This window comes from Croceibacterium xixiisoli (assembly GCF_009827305.1).
GTDB lineage: Bacteria > Pseudomonadota > Alphaproteobacteria > Sphingomonadales > Sphingomonadaceae > Croceibacterium_C > Croceibacterium_C xixiisoli.
Genome location: NZ_WTYJ01000003.1, coordinates 257,911 through 271,421 on the forward strand (window position 1 = coordinate 257,911; position 13,511 = coordinate 271,421).

The following is a 13,511-nucleotide window of genomic DNA, read 5'->3' on the forward strand; positions in this document are numbered from 1 at the left end:
GTGCATACTGGGCGCGTGAGTCGCTTGCGTCACAGGCTAGGGGGCTTAGGCTCCCCGGTCACGGACAACATTGATGCATAACATTGACGGGAGAACGCGAATGATCAAGCCGGAGCTTGAGTTTGTCTACGAAGCGAGCGGCGATCTGGACCCCCCGCGGGAGATCGGCCAGGTGGTGGACGGCACCCGCCGGATCATCCCTATCGTGGGTGGCGGATCGGTAAAGGGGCCGAAAATTTCCGGCCGGCTGATGGGCAATTCGGCCGACTGGCAGTTGACTCGGCCCGATGGCGTGACCGTGGCCGATGCTATCTACGCCATCGAAACCGATGACGGCGCGATCATCCAGATCCGCAACAAGGGGCTGCGCCACGGCCCGGCCGAAGTGATGGACCGGCTGCGGCGCGGGGAAGAGGTCGACCCGGCCGAATATTACTTCCGCACCGTGCCCGAATTCATCGCGCCCACCGGTCCCTACGACTGGATGAACAAGTCGATCTTCATCTGCAGCGGCGCGCGTTATGCCGCCGGCATCAAGCTGTGGGTGTGGCGGGTGCTGTAGTGACGGGTGCAGGAGGGGGTGGCACATCCGAGATAGCGGCGGCCGCCCCTGAGCGCAGTCAAGGCCCAAGCGGCGATCTTTTTGCGTGCGTGCCCATAGAAGCCGGTGACAGCGCGTACCGTGACGCCTTCCACCCGTGATTTGCGCCGAAGTCGGCGGAGGTTGATAGATACACTTTCACCGCAGTTCCAATACACGGATTTTGCGGGTGTCCAGTTGTCAGCCAGCTTAGCCGGCTAAGCTTCGCCGCTGTGGTCATCGCCGGATATGTTCGGACAACGGTTGCGTATCTCCCGTGCCAATACAGGAGCGACCTCTATGCCGAAGTTCCGGCTATTCCGCATGTCAAATTGCATTGCGTCTGCCATCAGCGACGCAACGGGCTGCATTAGCTGTTTCTGTGTTGCGCCCGTAGAAATGCCATACTTAGTCATCAAGGTTTTTACAGCCACGTCCTGCGCGACCCATAAGTGATTATTCGTTCCAGCGATGATCGTGCTTCCACCCATCGCGCGCTCAGTGGACCAGACACGCCGAAATAGCTTAGTTTTTTCGCTGGCCAGAGACGGAAGTATAAATACAATAAATCCAAATATGGCAGCAATTAATATGAGTATTTCCATTTTATGCCCCCATTTCGTTGAAATTTTGTTGACAGTGCGCTTAACTAATATCTGGCGACGCATCGTGACACTGTAGGCCATGGGCCGCCGCTTCGGGACGGCGGAGCATCGGAAGCCGCGCGCCGGCGTTCCACCGGCGCGCTTCCCTCATGCTTTTTCCGTCCGCCCCAGTCAGGCGATCCGCACATCCAGCAGGCTGGGGCCCTTGTGGCCCAGGCTCCAGTTCAGCGCGTCGTCCAGCGTGTCCACGGCATCGACCTTGCGCGCGGGCAGGCCCTGGGCTTCGGCCAGCTTCACGAAATCCAGGCCCGTCAGGTCGCAGCCCGGCACATGATTCATGCCGAATTCTGCCGAAAACCCGGTCAGCGCGGCATAGGCGGCGTTGTTCAGGATGATGAAGCTGACATCGGCCTGTTCCTGCTGCGCGGAAAACAGGCCCTGGATCGTGTACATGGCCGCGCCATCACCCAGCACGGCAATCACCTTGTCCGACTGGCCCAGCGCGACACCGACAGCGGCGGGCAGCGAATAGCCCAGGCCACCGCTGGCGCAGGTGTAGAACCCGCCTTCGCGCGTGATCGGCAGCGTATCATGCACCGGGCCACGCGCGGTGGGGGATTCTTCCACGATCACCGCATTGGCCGGGCGCAGTTCGGCCAAGCGTTTCAGCACATGGGCGGCGGTCATCGCCGGCTCCGGCGTTTTGAGCGTATGGCTTACTCCGCCAAAGGCACGCGGGGTGGCCTGATCGGCCAGCGTGTCCAGCGCGGCGGCCACATCGCCCAGCACGCCGCCGCCGCCGGGCAGGGCGGCCAGATGCTGCGGGTCGTCGGACAGGGCGATCAGTTGCGCCCCTTCCGGCCAATGCGGGCCCGTGCCCTCCACGTGATAGGTGAACACCGGCGCCCCAACCACGATGATCGCATCATGCGGCGCCAGCAGATTGCGGATCTTGTCGCGCCAGGCCGGCAGGAAACCGGCAAATTGCGGGTGGTCTTCGGGGAAAACCTCACGCGCGGCATAGGGCGCGGCCCAGACCGACAGGCCGGATTTTTCCGCCAGCCGGATTGCCGGCTGCCAGGCGCCCGAATTGGCCGCCGCCGTGCCGATCACCAGCGCCGGATTCTTCGCTTCGTTCAGCAGGCTGGCAATGCGGGCGATCCCGGCCGGGTCGGCCATGGTGCGCAGCGTCAGATCGGGCAGGGCGGGCATGTCGCATTCCCGGTCCCAGTCATCCACCGGGATGGAAACGAACACCGGGCCCATCGGCGGGGTTATGGCAATGGCGAACGCGCGGGCCAGCGCCAGCGGCACATCCTCGGCGCGGGCCGGTTCGACCGCATATTTGACATAGGGGCGCGGAAATTCGGTCGGCCGTTCGGCAAACAGGAACGGATCGAATGGCAGGATGCTGCGCGCCTGCTGCCCGGCGGTGACCACCACCGGGGTGTTGTTCTTCCAGGCGGTGAACAGATTGCCCAGCGAATGGCCGGTCCCGGCCGAAGAATGCAGATTGACCAGCGCCGGCTTGCCCGATGCGCGGGCATAACCATCGGCCATGCCCACCACCACCGCCTCGTTCAGCCCCATCACATAGGGAAACGGCATCGCCTTCAGCATCGGCAGCTCGGTGCTGCCCGGATTGCCGAACAGCCGATCGACGCCGAAATGCTGGAATACTTTGAAGGCGGCTTCGCGGACTGTAAGGCGCACGGCAGACATCAGATCGGTTCTCCTCCAGCGCGGGCGCGCTCGATAACAGTGGCTTCGTCGCGGCGGACGCGCAGCAGCACCACCAGCAGGCAGACGCCGATAACCGGCGCGACCACATTGATGGACATGATCGCCTGTGCCAGATCGCCGCCGGTGCGATCGCTGACGATGCCGACGAAATAGGGCCCCATACCAAGGCCAAGCAGCGTCGTCACGATGATGAACACCGATGACGTGATGCCCCGCATGCGCGGCAGGACCAGATCATACAGCAGCGAATAGAGCGGCGGCAGCCACAGCGTCAGGATCAGGCTGTAGAACACGAAGCGCAGGTAGAAACTGCCCGGATCGGGCGCGCTGAACGTCCACAGGCCGAACAACGGTGACACGCAGAGCGAGAAGATTGTCAGCCACACGCGGCCCTGACCGCCCATGCGCTTGGTCAGCCAATCGCTCAGCGGGCCGGCCACGATCGGGCCGATCATGCCGAGCACGGCAGACAGCAGGCCGAACTGCACGCCGGTTTCCGCCGGGGAGAGGCCGAAAGCGCGGTTGAGGAATGACGGCGTGAAGCCCATCACCCCATAATTGATCGATGTCTGCAGGCCAGCGACTACCACCAGCATGATGACGGAGGGGGACAGCACGACATTATAGGTCGGCTTGTCGGTCAGCTTGAACGACTGGAACAGGTTCAGCACCACGAAGGCGCCGAAGCCGACCACGAACCATTGCAGCACATGGGGATCGAGCGACAGGCCCAGCGCCTCGATCGGCGGGCGCGGGGAAAAGCCCTGTGCCAAATGGGTCATGCTGATGCACACGGTCAGGATCACGGCCAGGCCGATCAGATTGATCGCCCACTGCTTGCCCCCGGCCTTGCGGTGCCACAGCATGAACCAGTTGGCGCCCGGGGTGACGGCACCCAGCACGGCGGCGCTGGCCTTGAACGGATGCGGATCGGCCGGGGCCGTGATCCCGTCCATCGCCCCGCGCACGGGTTCCTTCATGCGATAGATCATCCAGGCGAGCGGGAAACCAGGCAGGGCGGCCACCAGAAAGGCGAACTGCCAGCCGGAGAAATTCATCGGCGCGCCACCACCGGCATAGCGCACGTCCCACCAATGGGCGACCACACCGCCCAGCGTCATGGAGAGGCCCAGACCCAGCGCTACGGCAATGCCCAGCGCGGCCATGGCCGTGCCGCGCTTGGCGCGGGGGAATTCGTCGAAGATGATGCTGTTGGCTGCCGGTTGCGCGGCGGCTTCACCGATGCCCACACCCAGGCGGGACAGCGCCAGCAGGGTGAAGCTGGTGGCGAAGGCGGCCATGCCGGCGGAAATCGACCAGAAGAACACGCAGATGCCGAGCAGTCGGGTGCGGACCCAGCCATCGACCAGCCGCCCGAGGGGCAAGGAAAACAGCGCGTAGAACAGCGCGAAGACCGTCCCATAGAGCAGGCCCAGCTCGGCGTCGCCAATGCCCAGATCCTTGCGGATGCTCGGCGCCAGGATGGACAGGATCTGCCGGTCCAGCAGGCTCATCGCCTGTGCGGAAGATACCAGGATCAGCGCATACCAGCCCGCGCGCGAGACTTCGGGTACCGGCTTCGACGTGTCATCTGCGGCTGTTGCCATAAACGTCCTCTTTATCCCCAAATGCGGCGCGGGTTTTCCCGGCATGGTTGCGGGCCTTTATGGGCCCGGTCGGGGCGTTTTGTCGCGGCCCCCCGCGGTTTTTTCGCATTTCGCCTTGCAGCGGCATGAATGGGCAGCGGCATGAATGGGCACCGGCGTGAACGGGTGTAGCCCCGGCTGAACGCTTGTCCAGCCGGGGCGATTGGTCACACCTTGGCCAAGGCCGCTGCGATGGTTTCGCTGATCGGGGTGGTCGGGCGACCCGACAGCCGGCTCAGATCCTTGCTGTCGTTGTAAAGCTCGCCTTCGCCCGAAAGCGCGCTGGTGTTGGCCAGCATGGCGGCGACCGGCGCGGGCAGGCCAACGCCTTCCAGCACCTTGGCATATTCGGCTTCGGTCTGGTTGACATAGGCGACATCCTTGCCGGACTGGCGCGCGACTTCGGCGGCGAATTCGGCCATGGTCCAGCTCTGGTCACCGGCGAGTTCATAGATGTCGCCACCCTTGCCATCGGCCAGCGCCGCGGCGGCTCCGGCGGCCAGGTCGGCCCGCGACGCGGTGGACAGCCGCCCATCGCCGACCGCGCCCAATACCGCCCCGGCGCTGATCGACTGGGCCAGCCCGCCGACATAGTTTTCCGAATACCAGCCGTTGCGCAGCACATCGTAATTCAGGCCGCTGTCGGCCAGCAGCTTTTCCGTGGCGACATGCTCGGGCGCCAACTGCAGGCGCGACTGATCGCCCTTCAGAATGGAGGTATAGGCGATGTAGGATACGCCCTCATCCTTGGCGGCATCGATCACATTGCCATGCTGGCGTTCGCGTTCGCCCACGGCATTGCCCGAAATCAGCAACAGCCGGTCCACGCCCTTGAGCGCGTCGGCGAAGCTGGCGGCATCGTCATAATCGGCCTGGCGCAACTGCACGCCCTTGTCGGCGTAGGACGCCAGGGCTTCGGTGTTGCGCGCGATGGCGATGATATCGCCTGGCGCAACGCGCCGCAGCAGATCATCCAGCACCAGGCGGCCAAGCTGACCGGTCGCACCGGTCACGGCATAGGTCGTCATAATTGTGTTCCCTCTCAGAGCTTGAACCAGCGTTCCGCATTCGTCTGGAAGAATTTCTTCTTCTGCTGCGGCGTGATCTCTAGATCGTCGAGCAAACGTACCTCGTCCGGGACGTATTGATAGGGGTAATCCATCGCATACATCACGCGGTCTTCGCCCATTACCTCGATCATCAGCTTGATCGCCGGGCCGAACGGCATGCCGCTGTTGGTGGCGAGCACATTGTTGCGCATATAATGGAACAGATCGTGGTTCTGCGGCTTCAGCCGCGCATAGCGCTGCGAACGGATGCCGGCCTGATGCATGTAGTTCAGCCGCGCCAGCCAATAGGGCAGGCCTTCGCAACCATGGCCCAGCATCAGCTGCAGCCCGGGGTAGCGGTCGAACACGCCGGTCGTCAGCAGACGCATCGCGTGATAGCTGGTTTCCACGCCAAAGCCGTAGACGGCGCCATCCAGCCCGGCTTCGGCCATGTCGCCGATCATGCTGTCGGGCAGGCCCTGCGGATGGATATAGAGCGGCAGGTCCAGATCGGCGCAGGCGCGCAGGATCGGGTCGAACTGTTCTTCATCCAGATAATGGCCATGGGTGTGGCTGTTGATCTGCACACCGTGGAAACCCAGTTCCTCCTTGCCGCGACGCAGTTCCTCGACCGACCACTGCGGATCGATCGGCGCAACCGCGATCATGCCATGGAACCGGTCGGGGTAACGCTCGCACGCGTCCTTCAACTGATCATTGGCATTGCGCGCGATCCGCCTGGCTTCTTCGGGATCGTGCATGGACTGGGTGCCGGGGCTGGTCAGCGCCAGCACCGCCTTGTCGATGCCGGCATCGTCCATCGCCTGGATGCGCAGCTCGCCCAGATCGAGTAGCCGCTCCCGGATGAAGGTCGTGCGCTCGGATGGGCTGGTGCCATAGAAACCCCAGAGCGAAACCGTGCCCTTGTCGGCGCGGCCTTCGCGGACCAGCCGCATGATCGCGTCCAGCTGTTCCTGGGTGGCGAAGGCTTCTTCGGTGGCGATCCGCAGATAGCCCTTCTCGCCGCCGGTCTTGAGTTCTTGAGTCACGCGTTTCCTTTCGTTCAGCTGCGCCACGCACGGGGCCAGATGCCCTGCTTCCCGGGCGACAGAATGCCATTGGGATCAAGGGCATCCTTGATCGTTTCGGCAAAGCGTCGCTGGGCGTGGTTGTTGAAATCATACTGGTCGGCGACCAGATCCATGAAATCGATGTGGGATCGATATTCGCCATAACCGAGCTTGGCAGCCGGGCCGACCAGTCGCTTGCAGGCGTCATAGGCGGCCTTGCTTTGGGCAGCGTCCTCTGTGTCGAACACCACCAGCCCGACATGGATCATGTGGCGTTTGCCCACGATGATGACGCCGGAATAATCAAGGCCTGCCGCATGCAGTTCGCTCGCCACCATGTCCCGGATCGCCGCGCCATCCTGCCCGGTGATCGGCATGGCGCAGGAAAACCCGATATGGCCGCCCTTTTCACCGCCATACCAGCGGGTCATGCGGTCCAGATCCATGCTCGGGATACCGGCCTGCACCCGTTCATGCGGATTGGTCAGTTCGGGCAGATTGCGGCCGTCATATTTGGAAAAGGTCACTGCCGCGCCGGGGATATGGCCGAAGGCGGCCTCCACCTTGCGGCGCTGGTGTTCGACCACCGGCTCATCGCCATAGAGCGCGAAACGCATCACCCAGCGGCCAAATCCGGGGGTATCGGCAATCCGGTCGATCACCTCGTCCGGAATCGGGCCCTCGCCGGTGAACCAGTCCTGCCGGCCCCAGAAGGCGGAGGCAGCGCAGACCGCATTGATGATCATCGGCTGGTTGGGGATCGTGCCGTCCAGCATCAAAGGGCGCAGCTTTTCCAGCAGCAGTTCCAGATCGCTGTCTTTGCGCAGCGTCAGCCAGCCGGGCATGTAGCATTCGGGCGGCGGCATCAGCCACATGCCCATCTGCGTCACGATGCCGAAATTGGATTGGCTGAACAGCCCGTCGGCCGAGGGGCCGCAGCCATGCTTGAACACCTGCCAGGCACGCGGGTTGGACATGCCGCCCATGCCGGTGCGCAGCAATTCGCCATCGGGCAGCACCACCTCCATCCCGCACTGATTGGCCAGATGATCGCCCAACGGTGTGTAGCCGACGCCATGGTCCAGCGTATTGCCGACCACGCTGCCCCAGCCCAGATCCGGGACGGACATCCACAGCTTGGATCCCGTGGCGCGCAGATGATCGTAGAGATCGAAAAAACGCACGCCGGGCTGCAGCAGCGCCCAGGCGGAATCCTCATCCACCTCCAGCACGCGGTTCATCCGCCGCAGCGACAGCACGAAGGATCCGGACAGGCGCGGGGCCGGCCCGCCATAGCCATTGTTGCGGCCCTGGCCGTTGGTCCACAGCGGGGTGCCGTGCTCATTGGCGATGCGCACGATCGCCTGCACCTCTTCGGTGCTGGCTGGCATCAGCACGGCGGATGGCTCATACCATTCCTGCCCGGCGGGGGCGAAGGGATCGCGAAATTCCGCCAGGCTGGCGGGGTCGGTCAGAACCCCGTCAGGACCCAGCGCCTGTTCAAGCGCGACCAGCGCCGCATCGCGTGCGGCGGCGCTGGCAGCTCCGGAATTTGCGATCCTCTCCATTCTCTTTCTCCGTGATTGCCGGGATTTTCCCCGTGCAGAACGCAAGCTGGCTTACACAATCAGGCCTCGTGCACCGCCTTGGTCACCATGCAGGCCAGCACGCCTTCGGGGCCATCTTCGCTGCCGTGGCCGGACCATTTCACCCCGCCGAACGGGGCATCTGCGCCGCCGATCATATGGGTGTTGATGCCGATCATCCCGGCCTCGATCTCGGTCGCCAGCCGGCGCTGGCGCTTGGCATCGGCGGTCCAGGCATAGGCGGCCAGGCCATAGGGCAGGCGGTTGGCTTCGGCGATCATCGATTCCTCGTCCCGGAACGGGTTGATCAGCGCGATCGGGCCAAACGGTTCCTCGTTCATGATATCGGCGTCGAGCGGAATTTCCGACAGCACGCTCGGCTGGTAGAAGAACCCGCGATTGCCGATGCGTTCGCCGCCGGTGCCCAGCTTGGCGCCCTTGTCGCGGGCATTGCCGATCAGCCGGTCGATCGCTTCGGGGCGGCGCGGATTGGCCATCGGGCCCATCTGCGTGCCCTGTTCCAGCCCGTCACCGACCTTCACCGCCTTGGCGCGTTCGATGAAGCCGTCGCGGAAGCGTTCGAACACATCTTCCTGCACGATGAAGCGGGTCGGGCTGACGCAGACCTGGCCGCAATTGCGATATTTGCCGCCCACGGCCGTATCCAGCACCTGGTCGACATCGGCGTCGCCGAACACCAGCACCGGGCCGTGGCCGCCCAGTTCCATGGTGGTGCGCTGCATGTTTTCGGTCGCCAGCCGGGCCAGATGCTTGCCCACTACGGTCGAGCCGGTGAAGCTCAGCTTGCGGATGATCGGGCTGCCCAGCAGATGGGTGCTCACTTCATCGGGCACGCCGAACACGGCCTGCGCCACTTCCTTGGGCAGACCGGCATCGAGCAGGCACTGCAGCACGCCCAGCGCGGATGCCGGGGTTTCTTCCGCTGATTTCAGGATCACCGAACAGCCGGCGGCGATCGGCGCGCCCAGCTTGCGGCCCGGATTGCCGAGCGGGAAGTTCCAGGGAGCGAAGGCGGCAACGGGGCCGACCGGCTCATGCCGCACGGTCGAACGCTGGCCATCGGGGCGCACCAGTTCGCGGCCATAGATACGGAAGCATTCGCCGGCATAGAAATTGAACAAGCCGACATTCATCATCAGCTCGATCTTCGCCTCGGCGAAAGGCTTGCCCTGTTCCTGGGTGGCGATGCGCGCCAGATCGTCGGCGCGTTCCAGCATCAGCCGCGCGGCGCCCTGCAGCACATTGGCGCGTTCCTGCGGGGTGGACTTGCGCCAGATGCGAAAACCCTTCGCGGCCACTTCCAGCGCGCGATCCAGATCGGCGGGATCGGCCAGCGGCAGGGCCCCGATCACTTCGCCGGTGGCGGGGTTCACCACGTCAAAGCTGCGGCGGCCGCCGCCGGAAATCTTCTGCCCGTCGATGATCATGTGCAGGGCGGGGTATTGCGTCATCTCAGTCTCTCCCGGATTTCACCTTGCGCGGTGCTTGGGGCAATCGATGGTGAAGCCCGCCGGGCAAGTCAACGCCCCAGGCGGGTTTGGGCGCCCAATCCCGCCCTTTATCGGCCCATCTCCTCCAGCCGCTCGACCTCGGCGCGATAGGGCGCGATGCTGCGCCACATCAGCGCGGTGGCCACCGGCATGAACACGGCGGCGGTGATCAGCAGCGCCTTCCACAATTGCTGCTCATTGCCGACGATGAAGGTGCTGATCCCGCCGATCACCATCGGCCCCAGCGCGCCGAACACGCTGAACATGAACAGATACATCGCCGTGATCTGGCCGCGCATCTCATTGGGCACGATCCGCTGGATCGCGGCATTCTGCGCCGGCGCACCCGCCAGCCCGAAGAAAGAAGACAACGCCATGCAGGCCAGCGCCAGTTCGCCCGTGGGCATCAGCGGCAGGGCAATGGTCACCACGGTGGTGCAGATCATCACGATCGCCGTCGCGCGGACATTGGCATCCTTGTACCGCTTGGCCAGCCACGCCACGAAGAACCCGCCGGCCGCAACCCCGGCGATCATCGATGCCAGCAGCATGCTGCCCAGCACCGCCCCGATCTGCGCCTCGCTCCAGCCGTAGGTCCGCACCAGGAAGGGGGTGCGGAACTGCGGCAGGCCCTGACTTTCGATCGCCGACATCGCCACCGCCAGCAACAGCGGCAGGAACACAATCTTCCGAGCCCAGAGCGCGCGCATGGCATCCAGACCGATGAACGCGGCGACCCGGCGCGCAAGTGGGGCGTGCTCAGGCGTGATAATGCGTGCTTCTGGCGTGCTCCTGCGTGGCGGTTCCTTGATCGTCATCAGCATCATCGCGCCGATGAAACCCGGCGGGCCGAGCATCAGCAACACCAGCTGCCAGCTGAAAATCTCCATCCCCAGGAACAGCGTGGTCTCCCCCAGTCGGTTCGACCAGGCGATCATCTGCCCGCCGATGATATTGCCCAGCGACTGGCCCAGGATGTAGCCTAGCTGCAGCAAGGCAAAGACCAGCGGGATGCGCGACGGGCGGAAATAATCCACCAATAGCGAATAGGATGCCGGCCCCTTGGCCGAATTGCTCGCCCCCACGAACAGGCGCGTGGTCGCCAACTGCATGAAATTCTGGGCCATTCCGCCCAGCGCCATGATCGTGCTGAGCGCGGTGATGCTGGCCGCCAGCACATATTTGCGGCGATAGAGATCGACCAGCCGGGCCAGCGGAATGCCGACCACCACATAGGCCACCACCGTCACCGGGCCGAGCAGCAGCCCCAGTTCGAAATCGGAAATGCCAAAACTGACCTTCATCTTTTCGGCCAGCAACCCGAACACCGTCTGATCCAGGAAGGTGATGAAGGATGTGAAGACGATCACGGCCAGCGCATAAAAACCGGCGCGCTCACTGGGCCAGGATGCGGCATCCGGCGCCGTTCCCGGTTCTGCATGCGGCACGGCAGACTGCCGCACACCATGTGGCGTGGCCATGGTTCTGTTCTCCCCAATGGCCCGCTCTTGCGGCTGGCCTTGCAACAATTCCCTTGCCCCGGCTTGTAGGCAGTGAATAGACCAAGGCGAAGCGCAAAGTTGTCGCAGTCCGTCGCAGAATGGCGGAGATAGCGGCAGGAGAGGACAGGATGCCGCCCCCGATTTCCGCCCCGGAACCGCTGCCGCCGCCGTGCGCGCAGCCGTCCCCCGTGGTGGCTCGCGGATGGAAATCCTGCCGGACAAACAACAACAACCAGCAGGAGCATCGCCGATGACCGCAGCCGTTTCCAATTCGCAGATTTATGACGAAGCCTATGCCCGCGACCGGGCAGAGATCGAAGATCTGATGGCCCGCTATCTCTTCGCGCTCGATTACAATGACATGGACACGTTCGAAACCATGTTCACCGATGACGCGGAATTCGAATTCGCGCGCGGCCGCGTCGCCGGCAAGGCCAACATCATGGATGCGGTAAAGGGCTTCAAGAAGCGGATCGGCGAACATTACAAGGATGAAGACGGCAACCCCGCCACGCTGCGGCATGTGCTGGCCCATACCGCCATCCGCGTGCAGGGTGATCGCGCCTGGACCCGTGCGCAATGGTTTGAAATGGCCAATGACGGCCCCGGCAAATCCCTGAAAATGGGCACTTTCGGGATTTATGAAGACAAGCTCGTGCGTGTCGATGGCCGCTGGCTGTTCAGCGAACGCCGGATCATGAACGAATTCCTCGAAGGGCGGCAGTCGGGCCCGGAAAATCCGGTGCGCGGAATGGATGGCGCGGTGATTGGCGGATGACCAGCTACGCCCGCGACCGGGCGGAGATCGAGGATCTCATGGCCCGCTACCTCTTCGCCATGGATTACCATGACGCGGATGGTTACGCCGGATGCTTCACCGAAGATGGCATTCTCGATTACGCCATGGGCACGCTCCAGGGGCGGGAGCAGATCCGGGCAGAGGCGCTGATCTTCCGCGACAAGATCGCGGAAGTTTTCGTCGACTGGCAGGGGCGCCCGGCCAAGTTGCGCCATCTGGTGCAGCACAAGGCGATCCGCGTCGAAGGCAATCGCGCCTGGAACACCGGCATGTGGTTTGAAATGACCAATGGCGGGCCCGAAGGTGCGCTGAAGACCGAAAGCTTCGGCACCTATGAAGATGATCTTGTCCGGATCGATGGCCGCTGGCTGTTCGCCCGGCGCAAGATTTACAATGAATTCCTGACCGGCCGCCATTCGGGCCCCGCCAACCCGGTGCTGGGGATGGATGCCAATGCGGAGGATGCACGATGATCGATTTTGCCGGACGCACGGCGTTCGTTACCGGCGGTGCCAATGGGGTCGGGCTGGGCATCGTCCGCAATCTGCTGAACGCCGGGGCCAAGGTGGCGATCGCCGATATTCGCCAGGATTCGATCGACCGGGCGCTGGCCAGCCTCGACAATCGCGAGGTCATGGGCGTGCAGCTCAACGTCATGGATCGCGACGGATATCGCGAGGCGGCCGACCGGGTGGAGGCCGAATTCGGCCCGGTCAGCCTGCTGTTCAACAATGCCGGCATCAATCTTTTCCAGCCGATCGAGGATTCATCCTATGACGATTGGGATTGGGTGCTGGGGGTCAATCTGCATGGCGTGATCAACGGCGTGCAGACCTTCGCCCCGCGCATGAAGCAGCGTGCGCTGGATGGTACGGTCAAGGGCGGCCACATCACCAACACCGCCAGCATGGCCAGCTTCATCGCCGGGGGCAGCCCGGGCATCTACAACACAGCCAAATTCGCGGTGCGCGGGCTGACCTATTCACTGCGCCATTCGATGTACCAGTACGGCATCGGCGTATCTGCGGTGCATCCGGGACTGGTGAAGAGCTTCATCTACGCCAGCGACGATGTCCGCCCCGATGGGCTGAAGGGGCAGATGAAGCCGGTCGATACCGCCATGGTCGAACGGCTGGAAGGCGTGCATGAATTCGGGATGGAACCCGATGTCATCGGCGAACGCATTTTGGAAGGGGTGCGGGAAAACCGCGCCAACATCTTCACCCACCCTGACCACAAGGCGGAGGTAGCCGAACTGTTCGACGAAATACTGGCGGACTATCGCGATTATCCGCAGGATCCCGGTTTCGAACAGAGGGTCGCTTTCGAAAAAATCCGTGCCGATGGCTTCGCCGAAACCCGGCGCAAGGCGAACGCGCCGGGCTGATCTGCACATCCTGTCGGGCAGCGTTCAGCATAG

General features: G+C 63.6%; 12 protein-coding genes. 4 read left to right on the forward strand and 8 right to left on the reverse strand.

All coding sequences use genetic code 11. From position 1 onward, the window contains the following. Positions 1–100: 100 nt before the first annotated feature. A complete protein-coding gene (locus GRI97_RS14860) occupies positions 101–562 on the forward strand; it encodes a DUF3237 domain-containing protein (protein WP_161391988.1) in 462 nt (153 codons plus the stop codon). A 236-nt stretch (positions 563–798) separates the two neighbouring features. On the opposite strand, the gene GRI97_RS14865 is transcribed toward GRI97_RS14860, so the two are convergent. The 8 genes from GRI97_RS14865 to GRI97_RS14900 all read right to left on the reverse strand — a co-directional run bounded on the left by GRI97_RS14865 (position 799) and on the right by GRI97_RS14900 (position 11,271). Further along, the gene (locus GRI97_RS14865) at positions 799–1,266 is read right to left on the reverse strand and encodes a hypothetical protein (protein ID WP_161391989.1); all 468 of its coding nucleotides are present in this window, start codon (positions 1,264–1,266) and stop codon (positions 799–801) included. A 90-nt stretch (positions 1,267–1,356) separates the two neighbouring features. Beyond that, positions 1,357–2,907: a benzoylformate decarboxylase gene (mdlC, locus tag GRI97_RS14870; RefSeq protein ID WP_161391990.1), complete on the reverse strand. Its 1,551-nt coding sequence runs from the start codon at positions 2,905–2,907 to the stop codon at positions 1,357–1,359. Then, on the reverse strand, positions 2,907–4,535 hold the full coding sequence (locus GRI97_RS14875; protein WP_161391991.1) for an MFS transporter: 1,629 nt from the start codon (positions 4,533–4,535) through the stop codon (positions 2,907–2,909). Before GRI97_RS14875 ends, mdlC begins: the two co-directional genes overlap by 1 nt. A 206-nt stretch (positions 4,536–4,741) precedes the next feature. After that, complete coding sequence (locus GRI97_RS14880; RefSeq protein WP_161391992.1) at positions 4,742–5,602, reverse strand: SDR family oxidoreductase; 861 nt, start codon at positions 5,600–5,602, stop codon at positions 4,742–4,744. A 14-nt stretch (positions 5,603–5,616) separates the two neighbouring features. Next, entirely contained in the window at positions 5,617–6,672 is a 1,056-nt protein-coding gene (locus GRI97_RS14885) for an amidohydrolase family protein (RefSeq protein WP_161391993.1), read from the reverse strand. Positions 6,673–6,686: 14 nt separating this feature from the next. Next, on the reverse strand, positions 6,687–8,261 hold the full coding sequence (locus GRI97_RS14890; RefSeq protein WP_202392782.1) for an FAD-binding oxidoreductase: 1,575 nt from the start codon (positions 8,259–8,261) through the stop codon (positions 6,687–6,689). A 59-nt stretch (positions 8,262–8,320) separates the two neighbouring features. Further along, the gene (locus GRI97_RS14895) at positions 8,321–9,751 is read right to left on the reverse strand and encodes an NAD-dependent succinate-semialdehyde dehydrogenase (RefSeq protein ID WP_161391994.1); all 1,431 of its coding nucleotides are present in this window, start codon (positions 9,749–9,751) and stop codon (positions 8,321–8,323) included. 107 nt (positions 9,752–9,858) lie between these two features. Next, entirely contained in the window at positions 9,859–11,271 is a 1,413-nt protein-coding gene (locus GRI97_RS14900; RefSeq protein WP_161391995.1) for an MFS transporter, read from the reverse strand. A 271-nt stretch (positions 11,272–11,542) separates the two neighbouring features. Between GRI97_RS14900 and GRI97_RS14905 the strand changes: the two genes are divergently transcribed. The 3 genes from GRI97_RS14905 to GRI97_RS14915 are packed head-to-tail and all read left to right on the forward strand — an operon-like array spanning position 11,543 to position 13,478. Further along, positions 11,543–12,070 (forward strand): nuclear transport factor 2 family protein, encoded by a 528-nt coding sequence (locus GRI97_RS14905; protein ID WP_161391996.1) that lies wholly within the window; start codon positions 11,543–11,545, stop codon positions 12,068–12,070. Next, a complete protein-coding gene (locus GRI97_RS14910) occupies positions 12,067–12,564 on the forward strand; it encodes a nuclear transport factor 2 family protein (protein ID WP_161391997.1) in 498 nt (165 codons plus the stop codon). The genes GRI97_RS14905 and GRI97_RS14910 overlap by 4 nt, the downstream gene beginning before the upstream one ends. Further along, positions 12,561–13,478, forward strand: coding sequence for an SDR family NAD(P)-dependent oxidoreductase (locus tag GRI97_RS14915; protein WP_161391998.1), 918 nt, complete (start codon positions 12,561–12,563; stop codon positions 13,476–13,478). The genes GRI97_RS14910 and GRI97_RS14915 overlap by 4 nt, the downstream gene beginning before the upstream one ends. Positions 13,479–13,511: the final 33 nt, after the last annotated feature.